Source organism: Streptomyces sp. NBC_00223 (assembly GCF_036199905.1).
Lineage (GTDB): Bacteria > Actinomycetota > Actinomycetes > Streptomycetales > Streptomycetaceae > Actinacidiphila.
On record NZ_CP108109.1, the window covers coordinates 4720256 to 4734969 of the forward strand.

A 14714-nucleotide genomic window follows, 5' to 3' on the forward strand; every position below is an offset into this window, starting at 1 on the left:
TTACGAATCCTATCCGTATCTCATGAGATCGGGTACAACCCGTCAGTTGCCGAGGGGTTGACAGCGGGCCCGAAATCGACCTCACGACCGTCGATGGCGTACCGGTAACGGTCCAGGTGCTCGATCCGCGGGCGACGCGCCATGTAGGCGGTCATGGCGTCGAGTTCATCGGGGCTGAGCCAGCCGGGCGGGTCGGACACGCCCCGGAATCCGCAGATGTCGGCGAGGTCGCGCAGCCATCCGAGCTGCTGCTCGGTGAGCAGATTGAGGCGGCTGCGGAAGTACACGACATCGGGGTCGACCTCGGCCAGCGGTGCCTGCCACAGCCGGTGCACGGAGTTGGCCACCGCGTTGCGGGCCATGGCGTCGGACGGGTCGTCGGTCGCGTAGTTCTGCCACATCGGTGCCACGTCGGGGCCGCTGCGCAGCCCGTCGAGGAGGCCGAGCGAAGGCAGCAGGACGGCGCCGCTGCCGAGCAGATAGACATCGTCGCCGGCCACCGAGCGGACCAGCGCGAGGGCGTCGCGGTAGACCTGTTCGCGGTCGACTCCTTCGGCGCGGGCCGCGGGCGCGAGCGCGCCGTTGATGAAGTCGAGCTTGAGATAGCGGAAGCCCCACTCGTGCACGATGCGGTGGATCATCTCGGCGACATGGTCGCGGGCGGCCTGCTTGGTGAGGTCCAGGGCCCAGTATTCGGCGCCCCAGTTGTACCCGGCGACGGCCGGTCGGCCGGTCTCGTCGCGGAGCAGCAGCTCGGGGCGCTGCCTCGCCGTGTCGGAGTCGGGCAGCGCGATGAACGGCGCCAGCCACAGACCGGGGACCATGCCCACGTCGGTGACGCGCCCGGCCAGCGCGGCCATGCCGGAGGGGAACTTGGCGTTCGGATACCAGTCGCCGACCTTCGTCTCCCAGCCGTCGTCGATCTGGACGACGTCGAAGGGCAGTCCGCGCAGTGAGGCGATGTCCACGGCGAGTTGCGCCTCGGTGATGCCCTCGTAGTACGCGTACCAACTGCACCACACGTTGCCGGCCTTGCGGTCCCGGGCCCCGAGCCGCTGCCCGAGGTGGCGGGTGTAGTCGGCGAACACCTGCTGTTCCGGTCCGTAGGCCAGGAACCACGGCGCCCCGGCGGTCTCGTACCAGCCGGCCAGGGTGTCGAGGTCGGCGGACAGTCGCGGGGTGCCCAGGCCGAGGGAGCCGAGGAGCAGGACGTTTCCGTCGGGGCCCTGAAGGGCGGCGACCGCCGAGGAGTGGTGGCGGTACGGGTCGTCCCACCGGGGGTCGTCGGCGGTGACGCGTCTGCGGGGGTCGGCGATGCGCAGCGGAGGTTCGGACAGGTGCCGCCATCCGCACGGGCTCCACGAGTTCTGGCCGTGCCGGTAGAACAGCGAGTCGCCCAGGTTGTGCAGCACGGCCGCCCGGCCGGGTGGGAGGACGACGCCTCCCTCGACCGGCTGCGGCGCGCCGGGACCGCCCAACTCCAGGGCGAAAGTGCGCCCGGCCAGCTCCACGAGCAGCGCCATGACTCTCCTTAGAAATGAGGTGGATGAGAAATACGGTGTACGGCGCCGCGATGGGCCCCCGTACGAGAGATGCGGTCTGCGGCGCCGCGGAGCGCCCCCGTACTGCGCTCCGCCGCCGATCGGTGTCCCGTCGCCTTACGGGGTCGGCTACTTGAACATCGCGTTGACCGTGTCGTTCGCCTTCTTCAGCGCGGAGGCGGCGTCGCTCTGGCCGAGGATGGCCGACTGGACGGCGTCCTGGACGGCCTGGCTGATCTCGTTGCCGTGATCGGTGACCGGCAGGAAGAAGGTGCCGTCGGGCGCCGCGGCCTCGTCGGTGAAGACATGCACGTCCTGGCCCTTGGCCTGGTGCGCGGCGAGGGACTTGGCGCTGGCCTCCTTGATCGCCGGGAAGACGACGGCGTTCTTGGCGACGAGGTCCTGGCAGGCGCTGGAGCCGAGGAACTTGACCCACTGCCAGGCCTGTTCCTTGTGCTTGGTGCCGGCGAAGATCGCGTCGGACAGCCCGTTGATCGCGGTCTTGCGGCCGGCCGGGCCGGTGGGCAGTGGCGCGAACGCGTACTTCTGCTTCGCGGTCGCCGACAGATACGAGTTGATCGTCCATGAGCCGGTGATGGTGATCGCGCCCTGTCCTGCGTCCATCACGGCGTCACGGCCGAGGGTGGACTGCTTGTCGAACTTCGGCGTGTAGCCCTTGGCGATCAGCTGCTTGTACCAGTCGATCGTGTCGGCGAGCTTGGGGTCGTCGTAGTTGTAGTGGCTGCCCCACGGGTTCTTGTCCAGGAAGGTGAAGCCGTCGCTCACCGCGAAGTCGCCCCAGCCGTTCTGGCCCTGCGAACCGTCGGCCCACTCGGGCAGGAAGCCGAAGACCTTGACGTTGTTCTTGTCGAAGGCCGGGTCCAGGCCGTTGTGGCCGTTCTTGTCGACGGTGGCCTTGGCGATGACCTGCTCCAGGGTGCCGCCGTCCTTCGGGTTCCACGTCAGGTCGGACAGCGCGGCCGTGTCGACGCCCTGCTTGGACAGCAGGTCGGTGTTGTAGACCAGGGCCATCGTGTCCCAGTCCTTCGGCAGGCCGTAGCGCTTGCCGTCCTTGACGAACAGGTCGGCGAGGCCGCTCTGGTACTGCGCCAGGTCGACCTTGTCCCGCTCGACGTAGGGCTGGATGTCGAGGATCTGGTTGTTGCTGACGAGCTGCGGATAGTAGGAGACGTGGTCGGTCCAGACGTCGGGGGCGTCTCCGGAGGCGAGCTGGGTGGTCAGGTTCTGCCAGTACTGGGCCCACGCCGTCTGGGTGATCTTGACCGTGATGTTCGGGTTCGCGGTGTGGAAGGCGTCCGCGCACTCCTGGTAGGAGGCGGTCTGGTTGTCGTCCCACAGCCAGTAGTTGACGGTCACCTTGCCGTCGGACGCGCTGTCGGAGTTCTTGCCGCTGCACGAGGCCATGGTGCCGACGAGCGCGACGGCGACCAGCGTGGCCGCCGCGACCTGCGCGGAATGTCTCATGGGGTGTCCTCTCGGGTTCGGATCGGTGGAGCGGAGGGTGGGGGTGACGAACGGAGGTCGGCGGAGGGGGGATTGGCGAGGGGGGTTGGCGAAGGGAGTTGGTGAAGGGCGATGTGGTGGAGGGGGGATTGGCGAAGAGTGGTTCGGCGGAGGGGAGTTACTTGATTCCGGTGAAGTTGAGCGACTGGACCAGCCGCTTCCCCAGGAAGATCAGCAGGATCAGGACCGGCAGGACGGACAGCGTCGAGCCGGCCATCAGACCGGTCCAGTCCGGCTGGGTGTTGGGCGACTGCTGGAGGAACACCCCGAGGGCGACGGTGAGTACGCGGGTGTCCTCCGCCCGGCCGACCAGCAGCGGCCAGAGGAAGTCCTTCCACGCCCAGACGGTGGTGGTCAGCCCGATGGTGATGAGCGGGCCCCGGCTCATCGGCACGATGATGCGCCAGAACGCGCCCCACCGGTTCACGCCGTCGAGCACGGCCGCCTCCTCCACCTCCTTGGGGATGGACAGGAAGAACTGGCGCAGGAAGAACACCGCGAACGGCGTCATCAGCACGCTCGGCGCGACGAGTCCGGCGAAGGTGTTCATCAGGCCGAGGTTCTTGACGAGCGCGAAGTTGGGCAGCAGCGTGAAGATCGGCGGGACCATCAGCGCGGCGACCAGTACGCCGAAGATCAGGTCACGGCCGGGGAACCGCAGCCGGGCGAACGCGTAGCCGGCCATCGCGCAGAAGAAGGTCTGCACGATCGCGATCACCCCGCTGTAGATGACCGAGTTCAGCGTGTACCAGAGGAAGTTGATCTGCGCGCCGGAGCCGCCGGCGGCACGGGCCTCCTCCGGGCTGGTCATCCCCAGCACCCGTTCGAAGTTGATCAGTGTGGGGTGGCGCGGCCACAGCGATCCGGCGTCGGAGAAGAGGTCCGCCGACGGTGTCAGCGCGGTGCGCAGCATCCAGTAGAACGGGAAGACGGTCACCAGCACCGCGGCGATCAGGATCGCCCACGCCATGCCGCGCCCCATGCGTCTGCCTCGGGAAATTGACATCAGAACTCCTGGTTAGGCGAGGTCCGAGCGCGAGGCGCGCAGCAGCCGCAGTTGCACAAAGGTGAGCAGCCCGAGAATGACGACGAGGACCATGGCCACGGCGGAGGCGTATCCCATGTGGAAGAAGCCGAACGCCTGTTGGTAGATGTAGAAGTAGATGACCCGGGTCGCCGGGATGGGCGAGCCCTGGTAGACCACGGCCACGGTGTCGAAGATCTGGAACGAACCGATCAGCGAGACGACCAGGACGAGCGCGAGGATCGGGCGCAGCAGCGGCAGGGTGATCCGCCGGAACATCCTGATCTCCCCGGCGCCGTCGACCAGCGCGCTCTCGTAGAGCTCCTGCGGGATCTGGAGCATGCCGGCGTAGAACAGCAGCGCGGTGTATCCGGTGTACGCCCAGGTGTTGACCAGTGCCACCGACGGCATCGCCCAGGTCGGCGAGTAGAACGAGACGCCGCCGAAGCCCATCGAGTGCAGCAGGTGGTTGGCGAACCCCAGATTGGCGTCGAGCAGCCACGCCCACAGCAGGCCGACGGTGACGTTCGGGACCAGCCACGGCAGAAGGAGGGTCGCGCGCAGTACGGCTGAGCGCGTCAGCCGGTGCATCAGCGCCGCGAGCCCGAGGGCGAGCACGGTCTGCGAGACGATGTTGATGACGACGTAGTAGGCGGTGACCCTCAGCGCGTTCCAGAACTGCTCATCGTGCAGCAGGTGCTTGTAGTTGTCGGCACCGACGTAGGACGGCGTGTTGAGAAGGCTGTAGTCGGTCAGCGAGAACCACACGCCGCGGACCGTCGGGTACACGTAGAAGACCGCGAAGCCGATCAGGACCGGCGCGATGAACAGCGGCGCCACCCGTCGGTCATCGCGGGGGCGTCTTCGGGCCTCCGGGGCAGGTCGCCCGTCACGGCCCACGGCTATCGCTCGGCGCGATGCCCGGCCCATCAGAGCGGTCATCTGACCTCCTCTTCCGTCCGTCGATGTCGATCTTGGATGTGACTCTTGCCACAGGCTGATCCGTACTTCAATAATGATGAAGCCCTTCGTAATTTTGTCAACACCTCTTCGTATCAGAAGGGCAACGGAAGGGAGGTACGACCTGTGGGCACACGCGGCCGGGGTCCGCCGGCGGCGCGTGGCGGCTCCTCCTCGGCCGGGTCCTCGTCCTCCGACCGCCGATCGACTCCACCCGCGCGAACAGCGCCATCTCATCCCGTAGGTGTTCCGGCGCGCGCCGCACGCGCGGGCCGGAACACAGGTCCCCCACGGCCTTCCACAGGAGGTTGGTTCATGCGCACCCTCGCACCCCCACGCGGTCTGACCGCACTGATCGCCCTCTGCACCGCCGTATTCGCCGTCGCGTTCGCCGTGCTCCCCGTGAACACCGCGGCCGCCAACGCCGCGAACGCCGCCGGCCCCGCTCCCGCCTTCGTCGCGGTGCCGCACGGCGCCCCGGCGCGACCGGCGGCGCCCGCCGCCCCCCACCCGTCCCTCCAGGCGCACCCCCTGGCGTCCGCGCCCGGCCCGCTGGACAACCCGCTCAAGGGCTTCGCGACCTTCTACTCCCCGGGCGGCGACGAGAACGCGGGATACCCGCGCTCGCTGCAATGGAGCTACTTCGGGCTGTCCGAGGTGATGACCGACCCGAACAACTGCGGCAGCTTCGACTGGAGCATCGTGGACAACGCGCTCAACGAGATCGCGTCCTACGGCAACCAGGCGGCGATCCGCTTCTACATGGAGTATCCGGGCGGCACCGGCAGCCACCCCGCCGACGCCGTCCCGCACTGCTTCGACGGGAAGGTCGCCTACCGCACCAACACGTACTGGGGAACGACCAGCCCCGACTACGACAGCCCGTACCTGCTCAACGCCCTCGGCGCGTTCATCGCCGCCTACGGCGCCCGCTACGACGGCGACCCCCGTATCGGGTTCATCAACCTGGGCCTGGTCGGCCTGTGGGGGGAGTGGCACACCTGGCCGTACGACACCGACACGACCGGTGACAGCTACCCGAACTTCATGCCCACCGACGCGCACGCCGCCCAGATCATCCAGGACTACGACAACGCCTTCAGCAGGACCAAGCTGGAGGTGCGCTATCCGACCTCCGGCGGCGGCGCCGCGAACAACCTCGATATCGGCTACCACGACGACTCGTTCTGCTACCGCGAGGGCAGCCCGCTCGCCGGGGTCACCCTGCCGCAGTCACTCGGCGGCGCCGACTACGCGCAGTTGCAGCTCGAACTGAACGAGGGCACCGAGAACAAGTGGATCACCGACTCGATGGGCGGTGAGGTCCGCCCGGAGATCCAGTCGTCGGTCTTCTCGTCCTGGCCGGGCGGCTCGGGTCAGGCCGACAACATCAAGGCCTGCATCGAGCTGGAGCACACCACCTGGAAGATCGACGAGACCAGCCAGAGCTACTCGCCCACCGACCCCAATGTCGGCGCCGCGGTCCGGCTGATGGGCTACGACCTCGGCGTCACCGACGCCTACTTCAAGAACTCCGCGAGCGGCACGGCGACGGTCGGCGTGCGGATGACCAACGACGGCGTCGCGCCCTTCTACTACCCGTGGACGGTCACGCTCGGGCTCAAGGACGGCGCCGGGCACGTCGTCAAGACCTGGGACACCCCCTGGGACCTGCGGACCGTCATGCCGGGGAAGATCCGGGCGTTCCCCGACTGGGGTCTCGGCCCCGACCCCACCTACCTCGACTACGGCTACCCGCAGTACTTCCAGACCGCCGTCGACCTGTCCTCGGTGGCCACCGGCGACTACCAGCTCGTGCTGCGGGTGAAGAACCCGCTGGAGGCCGTCAGCGCGAACGCCAAGAAGCTCCGCTTCGCCAACGCCACGCAGAACGCCGACGGCTGGCTGGGCCTGGGGACGATGGGGGTCGGCGGATCGGGCGGTGACACAGGCGGTGACACCGGCGGTACCGGGGGCGGATCCGGCGGCAGTTACGAGGCGGAGGCACCCGGCAACACCCTGACCGGTACGGCCGCGGTCGCCGCGTGCGCGGTCTGCTCGGGCGGCGCGAAGGTCGGCTACCTCGGCAACGGCGGCGCCCTGACGTTCACCGGGGTCGACGGCGGCAGCGGCGGGACGAAGACCGTGACCGTGCACTACGCCACCGCCGAGACCCGGACCGCGACGATCAGCGTCAACGGCGGCGCCGCCACGACCGTCACCTTCCCGTCCACCGGGGACTGGAACACGCTCGGCACGGCGTCGGTGACGCTGACGCTCGCGGCCGGCGCCGGCAACACGATCAGGATCGCCAACCCCTCCGGCTGGGCGCCGGACATCGACCGGATCGTCGTCGGCGGCACCACCGCCCCGCCGGCGCCGGGCAGTTACGAGGCCGAGGCCCCGGCGAACACCCTGACCGGCGGAGCCGTCGTCGCGAGCTGCTCCGGATGCTCCGGCGGCGCCAAGGTCGGCTACGTCGGAAAGGGCGCGAAGCTCACCCTCACCGGGGTCGACGGCGGCAGCGGCGGGACGAAGACCCTCACCGTGTACTACGTCTCCTCCGTGAGCCGCAGCGCCACCGTCCAGATCGACTCCGCGCCGGCCGTCACGGTGAACTTCCCGGCCACCGCCGACTGGAACACCGTCGGTTCGGTCCCGGTGACCGTGACCCTGCCCGCCGGTACGGCCAACACCGTCACCCTCGCCAACGCGTCGGACTGGGCACCCGACATCGACCGGATCACCGTCTCCTGACCCACCCGGCCGGGGGCGCGGCGCTCGGGTCGCGCCCCCGGCCGGACCGTCGTGCCCCTCCCCGACCCCCGCACACTCCCACGGAAGGACCGCGCATGTTCCGCCGCGACCGCAGCACGCCGACCGGAGGCAGCCGGCACCGAACGCCCGCCGCCACGGCCGCCCTCCGCCGCACCGGGGTGGCGCGGTGACCGACCTCCGTCTCGCGATCGTCGGCCTCGGTGCCCGCGGCCACCTCGCCGATCTCGCACACCGGCCCGGCCGCGGTGCCCGCGTCGTGGCCTGCGTCGATCCGCGGCCGGCGGCCCACGAGGACGCGCGGCGGCGTTTCGGTCCCGGCGTCGCCCGGTACGCCGACCACCGCGAACTCGACCTCACGGGGATCGACGCGGCGCTCGTCCTGGCCCCCGACGACCTCCACGAACCGATCACCGTCGATCTCCTCAACGCCGGCGTCGCCACCTTCGTCGAGAAGCCGCTCGCCATCACCACCGACGGCTGCGACCGGATCCTCGCCGCTGCCCGGGCCGGCGGCGCCCGCCTCTACGTCGGCCACAACCTGCGCCACGCGCCCTTCGTCACCGCGATGCGCGAACTCATCACCGACGGCCGCATCGGCAGGGTCACCTCCATCTGGTGCCGTCACTTCGTCGGGCACGGCGGTGACTACTACTTCAAGGACTGGCACGCCGACCGGGCCCGCAGCACCGGGCTCCTGCTGCAGAAGGGCGCTCACGACCTCGACGTCATCCACTGGCTCGGCGGCGCGCCGGCCACGCACGTCAGCGCGTTCGGCGCACTCGGTGTCTACGGCGGCAACCCCGACCGGGCGGACCGGGGCGACCAGCTCATGCCCGAGTGGTTCGACCCGGCGACGAACTGGCCGCCGGACACCCAGCGCGGGCTGCACCCCGTCATCGACGTCGAGGACCTGAGCGTCGTCAACCTCCGGCTGGCCAACGGCGTCCTGGCCACGTACCAGCAGTGCCACTACACGCCCGACTACTGGCGCAACTACACCGTCATCGGCACCCACGGACGCCTGGAGAACTTCGGCGACCTCGACGGCGCCACGATCAAGGTGTGGAACGCCCGGCGTTCCGGCTACCGCGCAGAGGCGGACCTGACCGTCGAGATACCGGCGGACGACACCGACCACGGCGGCGCCGACCCGGCCGTCGTCGAGGAGTTCCTGCGGTACGCCCGCGACGGCGGGGAGACGCTGACCTCGCCGGTCGCCGCGCGCGACGCGGTCGCCGCCGGCTACGCGGCGACGGCCTCCCTGCGCGCGGGCGGCACGGTCGTCCGCGTGCCGCCCGCGCCGTGAGCCCTCGGGCCCACGCAGGCGTCGGCGACCGCCGCCTCGCGTCCCGTTGGGGGGCTACGCGTCGTCCGTGTCCTCGATGAGGAGGTCCGGATCGATGTCGGTGACGCTGTCCGGCCCGTCCAGCAGCTCGGCGATCGCGAGAAGTCGCGCGTATTCGGCGTGCCGCATGGGGAGCCGGAACGCGTTGACGCCGTTGATCAGCCAGTCGATCGCCGTATCGGGTTCCCCGGTGCCGACGAGTTCCCGGACCGAACCGAGGAAGTTGAGGTGCGGCAGGCCGCGGGCGGCGGCTCTGCGGGTGAGGGAGTCGACGATCCGGTGGATGTCGGCATCGTGCGAAGGGTCCATGGGCCGCTCGGGTTCCTCTCTGCTGCCGGCGCCTGCGCGCGGGGCGCTCGCGGCGGGGACGTGTTATGTCCGGCGGGGCTGGGTTGTCTTCTCGGGGAAGACCCTGAACAAGGAGGCAGTAGTCATGGCCCGTATTTCGCTCACCCCTCCCCGTAGTCTCGCGTACCGGATCGGCGCCTGGTACTCCAAGCGCGCGTACGGGAAGGTGCTCGATCCCGGGAAGGCGTTCGCGCACAACACCAAGGTGCTGATGGCCACCAGCCGGTTCGAGATGCGGATCGGCAAGTGGAACAAGCTCGACCCCGGGCTCAAGGCACTCGCCGTGCTGGCCTCGGCCGGGGTCGTGGGCTGCTCCTGGTGCATGGACTTCGGCTACTGGGAGAACCACGAGCGCGGCGTCGCCCCCGAGAAGCTGCGCCACGTTCCCGACTGGCGTACGACCGAGGGCGTGTACACCGATCTGGAACGCCGGGTGATGGAGTTCGCCGAGGCGATGACGCAGACCGTGCCGACCGTCACGGACGAGATGACACAGCGCCTGATCGGCGAACTCGGCGAACCGGCCTTCGTGGAGCTCACCGCGATGATCGCGGTGGAGAACTACCGCTCGCGGGCGAACAGCGCCTTCGGCCTGGTCGGGCAGGGGTTCAAGGATCGCTGCGAGGTCCGGCACCCGTAGCGGCCGTGGCACCCGTAGCGGCCGTGACCTGCCGGGCCCGTACCGCACCCGCGCCCGTCCCCGTACCCGCGCCTCCCGGCCGCGACATCGGAACGGGCATACGGAGCCGGTGTGTTCGGGGCTGCGGCGGGCACGGACCCTCGCCCGGGGGGAGTTCGGGCGCGTCCGGGTTCTGCCGGCGGCGCAGCTCGTCCAGCGAGGCCAGTGCGGTCCGCACCTGCGCGGGGTGCGGCGGCTGCGGCAGGTGGTAGAGGGTGTGGCGTTGCAGGGCCAGCCAGTCGTACCAGTTCGCGGTGAGCGCGAGGTACGGGGTGAGGTGCTGCGCGAGATGCCATGCCAACTGCGGCAGCCCGCGATGGGTGAGGCTGTGCACGAGGCCCACCAGCACGGCGTGGTGGTCGGCGAACCACTGGAGGGGCTGGTCGCCGACGAGATCGCCCATGACCGAGTCCGGGTCCCCGTCCGCCGATCCGCCCGCGCGGTCCGCGGTCGCACGGTACCCGCACGCGTCGGACGGCACCTGCTCAAGCGGCGGCAGCGGATCGCCGCACGTGCCCGGGTCCGGCGGCGGTGCCAGAGCGGCGGCCCCGGTGAACGGGTGGAGCGCGAAGCCGGGACAGGCCGACGCGGTCTCGTCGAGCGCGTACGCGGGGTGCGTGGCCGAAGCGGGCGCGGGCCCCCACGGATACGACGGTTCCGCGACCCACTCGACGGGCGCCCACCGGGTGGCGGCGGGACGGACCGGTACGGACACGGCGGCGTCGGGCCGAGCGGCGTCGGACGGTACGCGGGCCCCGGGCGTCGGCTCGTCCGGCCCCCACGCCCAGGTGTGCTCCTTGGGGTTCCACGTCCAGCAGCCCCCGTCCGGGCCGGGGCCCGCGTCCTGGCGCCGCGTCGCAGCCCCGACCCCGCCCCACGGCGGTACCGTCCGGCTCACCAGTCGGCGACCCGCCTGCCGTACCAACGGCAGGTACGCGTGGGCGAGTTGGGCCAGATGAGAGCGGATGCCGTCGGGTGTCTCCTCGGCCCCGAGCAGTTGAGCCGCGTGCAGATGGTGCAGGCCGGGGAGGCGGTAGGCGAGGTGGCCGTGCTGGTGCACCGCCAGGAGGAGTTGCTCGCGGGTCAGCGTGTCCAGGGTCTCCGTGGCCTCGTGCGCGGAGGTACGGAACAGCGCCCGCGCCGTCCACTGCGGCACCGGCCCGGCCGGCAGCAGCGCGAGCAGCCGGTAGTGGTGCCGCTGCTCGGGCGTGAGGTGGTGGTACGGCAGGTCGAGCGCCGTACGGACGCCGGGCTCGTCGGCCGTGAGACGGTTCAGCCGGTGCTCCGGGTCGCGCAGCCGGTGGTAGACGTCCTGGACCGTCAGGTGCTGGTTGGCGTGGAGTTGGGCCGCGACGGCGTGCAGCGCGAGGGGCAGGTTGTCGCACCACCGGACGACGGAGGCGGCGTAACGGGACACCGGCTGCGGCGGCGCGGTCCGGTAGTCGGCGTCGATCAGGGCGTCCAGTTCGGCGCCGACGATTCCCGCGAAGGCGGCGCCGGTCAGGGCGTCGGGCCCGGAAGCGGTGGCGGTCGACGCGGATACGGACGCGGGTGCGCCGGAGCCGCGCTTACCCGCGGGACACCCGGCCGGCCCGTCGCCGTACCCCAACCCGTGGCCGTACCAGGGCTCGTACCCCTTCGTCCCGCCCAACGCGGCCTCGTCGGTGAGCAATTGGACCGCGTGTGCCGTGTCCAGTGGGCCGAGGCGAATGTGGGGGGTGTGGGGGATCAGCGGGTGGAGGGCCGTCACCAGGACGGTGCTGCCGGGCCGGGACGGGATGAACGGCGCGATCTGCTCCACGGCGGTGGCGTTGTCGAGGACGAGCACGACCTTGTGGGTGTTGAGGATGTCCTGTGTGGTGGCGGTGAGTTGATCGACGGGCGCGTCCGGGGGGAGCGGGGTGCGCGTGGTGGCCAGGAACAGGGCGACGGCCTCCTGGGCGGACAGCCGACGGTGCGGCCCCGGGTGGAGGTCGATCAGCACCTGCGCGTGCGGGTGGGTGTCCCGGCGGGAGTGCGCGGCGAGCACGGCCAGCGCGGTCCTGCCGGTGCCGGGCCGCCCGTGGATCGTGACCAGCGGAATCGCGCGGTCGAGGAAGTGGTGCAGCGCGTCGGTCTCCGGCCCGCGCCCGAGCAGGCGGGCCGGCTTCGGGGGCAGCCGGGTGATGCCGCCGGGCGGCAGGTGCGGCCAGGGGTCGGGCGCCGCTTCGGAGCGGTCGTCCGCGTCCTTTGCCGCCGCCACCGGCCCTACAGTGGGCGCCTCGGCGTCGGCGGCCGGCCGGGCGTCCGTACGCGATTCCGTGGGGCCCGGCGGCAGCGCTCTCCGGACGGGCGGGCCGGGCTCGTCCGCCGCGCCCGGCGCCGGGCGGAGCAGTTCGGAGTCGCCCTTGAGGATGCGCTGATGGAGCCGGCGCAGATTGGCGCCGGGCTCGATGCCCAGCTCGTTGACCTTGTTCTCGCGCAGCCGCCCGTAGGCCAGCAGGGCGTCGGCGTGCCGGCCGGTGCGGTAAAGGGCGACCATGAGCTGGGCGTGCAGGTCCTCGTTGAGCGGGTGTTCGTCGCTGAGGCTGCGCAACTCACCGACAAGCGCGTGATGTTGGCCCATGCGCAGATCCGCGCGGATCCGGGCCTCCAACGCGGCCAGCCGCACCTCCCCCCAGTGGGTGGCCGCCGTGTGCAGGGAGGGGCCGTGCGGGAGGTCGGGCAGCATCACGGGCGCGCGCCAGACGTTGAGCGCCTCGCGCAGCAGACCGGAGGCGCGGCGGTACTGATGCGCGTGGATGGCCTCGTGGCCCTGGGCGTGCAGCGCGGTGAAGAGCGAGATGTCCAGGCTCGGCGGGTCCACCTGGAGCTGGTAGCCGGGCGGTTGGGTGACGAGCAGCCGGCGGCCGTGCACGGGGTCGGCGGTGTCGAGGATCTTGCGCAGTTGCGAGACATAGACCTGGAGGGTCGTGGTCGCGGTGCGGGGCGCGTGCTCCGGCCACAGCTCGTCCATCAACGTCTGTACCGACACCACGGAGTTGGTGTGCAGGACGAGGGTGGCGAGCACCACCCGGAGCTTCTCGGCGCCGGGCGTGGCGGGGCCGGCGGCGCCGTCGACCGTCAGCGGGCCGAGCACCCGGTATCTCATGGCCGGTCCCGGAAGGCACGGGCGGCGGACTTCCCGCTCGCCACGGACCGGACGCTCGCCACGGACCGGACGCTCGCCACGGACCGGACACTCGACGCGGCCCTGACGCCGGACGCCGACGCGAGGCCGGACGCCGATGCGCCGCCGGACGCGGCCCCCGACGCGTACGCCGCCCCGGCCGCGGGCGCGCCTGTGGTCCGGACGGCGGCCCGTACGGAAATGGTGTGCATGATGCTCCCCCGATCGATCACGCGGATGTGCGGATGAGAACCGCTGCGAGCCGCCCGGTCAGTACGCCCGAGCGGCGGTGACGGTGGCGTCCGCGACGGTGCGGCCCTGTTGGACGAGGCTGAGGGCGACCCGCGTGGCGGCCGGCCCGCCCTGTCGCGCCCACAGCGGTTCGACGGTGGCGTGGCAGCTCAGCGGCAGGTCGTTCTCGGCGTAGGCCCGGAAGTGGACGGTGGTACGGATCAGGTCGGTGCGCAGCGGGTGGAAGCCGTGGAAGTGCGCGGCGGCCAGCAGCGCCATCTGGCGCAGCGCCTCGATCTGGAGCGGTCCCGGCACGCTGTCGCTGGTCTCCGCGTAGTACACCGGGTGCGCGGTGTCCACGAGGACGCGGCTGGTCAGCGTGTCGCCGTCGGTGTGCGGGTCGGCCACCAGCACGTCGCCCGGGTCCTCGCGCGCCACCGCCTCGGGTTCGCACGGCCGGTGCGGCAGTTCGCGCTCCCGGGCGTCCTGCTCCGGCGTAAGGGCCGCGACGGTCGCCAGCCGGCTGGAGGCGCGGTGGCCGCGGTGCACATTCGGGGTCAGGAACACCAGGTCGGCGGCTCCGACACAGCTCTCGGCGCCGTCGATGTGCAGATTCGCCTCGAACCGCAGGCCCCTGGGCACCTGGTTGACGGTGTGGCGGGGCCGGGCGCAGATGTCCATCGACATCTGCGCACGGTCGCCCAGGCCCATGAGGTCCATGTCCCCGGGGCCGCCGCGCTCGGCGCGATGGGGTGCGCCGAGGTCCACCTTGTAGAGGACGCCCGGGCGGTCGGCCGGCACCTGGAAGTAGTGGTTGGCGATGAAAACGCCGACCTGCTGGGCGACCTGTACGAAGACATGGCTGTCGTGCAGCGTCCCCGGACCGCCGAGGGCGAACGGCCGCCGGTCCGGCACCGGTCCGGCGATCAGGAAGTACTCGGCCTCCGGCAGCGCGGTGCCCGGCAGCGGGGCGCGGATCCCGGTCGGGCGGTGGATGAGGTTCCGGGTGACCAGACCGATGTCGATGTCCGAATGGAGATCGGGATCGGGATCGGTGAACGTACCGCTGAATGGCATCAGGTCCCCCGGTTGTGGTGGGCGTGCGAGTCCTTGCGAAGGCGACCGCGGCGGCGAGC

Annotated in this window: 10 protein-coding genes; 3 read left to right on the plus strand and 7 right to left on the minus strand. The window is 70.9% G+C overall.

Going from position 1 to position 14714, the window contains the following annotated elements:
- Window positions 1-20: 20 nt before the first annotated feature.
- The 4 genes from OHA30_RS20000 to OHA30_RS20015 form a co-directional block, all read right to left on the minus strand.
- On the minus strand, window positions 21-1523 hold the full coding sequence (locus tag OHA30_RS20000) for a glycoside hydrolase family 36 protein (RefSeq protein WP_328915227.1): 1503 nt from the start codon (window positions 1521-1523) through the stop codon (window positions 21-23).
- 147 nt (window positions 1524-1670) lie between these two features.
- The gene (locus tag OHA30_RS20005; RefSeq protein ID WP_328915228.1) at window positions 1671-3026 is read right to left on the minus strand and encodes an ABC transporter substrate-binding protein; all 1356 of its coding nucleotides are present in this window, start codon (window positions 3024-3026) and stop codon (window positions 1671-1673) included.
- A 157-nt stretch (window positions 3027-3183) separates the two neighbouring features.
- Complete coding sequence (locus tag OHA30_RS20010) at window positions 3184-4035, minus strand: carbohydrate ABC transporter permease (protein WP_328915229.1); 852 nt, start codon at window positions 4033-4035, stop codon at window positions 3184-3186.
- 48 nt (window positions 4036-4083) lie between these two features.
- Window positions 4084-5019: a carbohydrate ABC transporter permease gene (locus tag OHA30_RS20015; protein ID WP_405786073.1), complete on the minus strand. Its 936-nt coding sequence runs from the start codon at window positions 5017-5019 to the stop codon at window positions 4084-4086.
- 345 nt (window positions 5020-5364) lie between these two features.
- On the opposite strand from OHA30_RS20015, the gene OHA30_RS20020 reads away from it, so the two are divergent.
- On the plus strand, window positions 5365-7806 hold the full coding sequence (locus OHA30_RS20020) for a carbohydrate-binding protein (RefSeq protein ID WP_328915231.1): 2442 nt from the start codon (window positions 5365-5367) through the stop codon (window positions 7804-7806).
- A 187-nt stretch (window positions 7807-7993) separates the two neighbouring features.
- Window positions 7994-9133, plus strand: a complete 1140-nt coding sequence (locus tag OHA30_RS20025; RefSeq protein ID WP_328915232.1) for a Gfo/Idh/MocA family protein — start codon at window positions 7994-7996, stop codon at window positions 9131-9133.
- A gap of 54 nt (window positions 9134-9187) precedes the next feature.
- On the opposite strand, the gene OHA30_RS20030 is transcribed toward OHA30_RS20025, so the two are convergent.
- Complete coding sequence (locus OHA30_RS20030) at window positions 9188-9481, minus strand: hypothetical protein (RefSeq protein WP_328915233.1); 294 nt, start codon at window positions 9479-9481, stop codon at window positions 9188-9190.
- Between the two features lie 124 nt (window positions 9482-9605).
- On the opposite strand from OHA30_RS20030, the gene OHA30_RS20035 reads away from it, so the two are divergent.
- Window positions 9606-10160, plus strand: a complete 555-nt coding sequence (locus OHA30_RS20035; protein WP_328915234.1) for a carboxymuconolactone decarboxylase family protein — start codon at window positions 9606-9608, stop codon at window positions 10158-10160.
- On the opposite strand, the gene OHA30_RS20040 is transcribed toward OHA30_RS20035, so the two are convergent.
- Both OHA30_RS20040 and OHA30_RS20045 read right to left on the minus strand, forming a co-directional pair.
- Window positions 10129-13329 carry an AfsR/SARP family transcriptional regulator gene (locus OHA30_RS20040; protein ID WP_328915235.1) on the minus strand — a complete coding sequence of 1067 codons (3201 nt, stop codon included), beginning with the start codon at window positions 13327-13329 and terminating at the stop codon, window positions 10129-10131. The two genes, OHA30_RS20035 and OHA30_RS20040, sit on opposite strands and share 32 nt — an antisense overlap.
- 288 nt (window positions 13330-13617) lie before the next feature.
- The gene (locus tag OHA30_RS20045) at window positions 13618-14655 is read right to left on the minus strand and encodes an AfsA-related hotdog domain-containing protein (protein ID WP_328915236.1); all 1038 of its coding nucleotides are present in this window, start codon (window positions 14653-14655) and stop codon (window positions 13618-13620) included.
- Window positions 14656-14714: the final 59 nt, after the last annotated feature.

Coding starts and splice junctions, on each gene's coding strand:
- OHA30_RS20015 (WP_405786073.1), bottom strand. CDS start 5,019: ATGGGCCGGGCATCGCGCCGAGCGATAGCCGTGGGCCGTGACGGGCGA.
- OHA30_RS20040 (WP_328915235.1), bottom strand. CDS start 13,329: ATGAGATACCGGGTGCTCGGCCCGCTGACGGTCGACGGCGCCGCCGGC.
- OHA30_RS20045 (WP_328915236.1), bottom strand. CDS start 14,655: ATGCCATTCAGCGGTACGTTCACCGATCCCGATCCCGATCTCCATTCG.
- OHA30_RS20030 (WP_328915233.1), bottom strand. CDS start 9,481: ATGGACCCTTCGCACGATGCCGACATCCACCGGATCGTCGACTCCCTC.
- OHA30_RS20035 (WP_328915234.1), top strand. CDS start 9,606: ATGGCCCGTATTTCGCTCACCCCTCCCCGTAGTCTCGCGTACCGGATC.
- OHA30_RS20005 (WP_328915228.1), bottom strand. CDS start 3,026: ATGAGACATTCCGCGCAGGTCGCGGCGGCCACGCTGGTCGCCGTCGCG.
- OHA30_RS20020 (WP_328915231.1), top strand. CDS start 5,365: ATGCGCACCCTCGCACCCCCACGCGGTCTGACCGCACTGATCGCCCTC.
- OHA30_RS20010 (WP_328915229.1), bottom strand. CDS start 4,035: ATGGCGTGGGCGATCCTGATCGCCGCGGTGCTGGTGACCGTCTTCCCG.
- OHA30_RS20000 (WP_328915227.1), bottom strand. CDS start 1,523: ATGGCGCTGCTCGTGGAGCTGGCCGGGCGCACTTTCGCCCTGGAGTTG.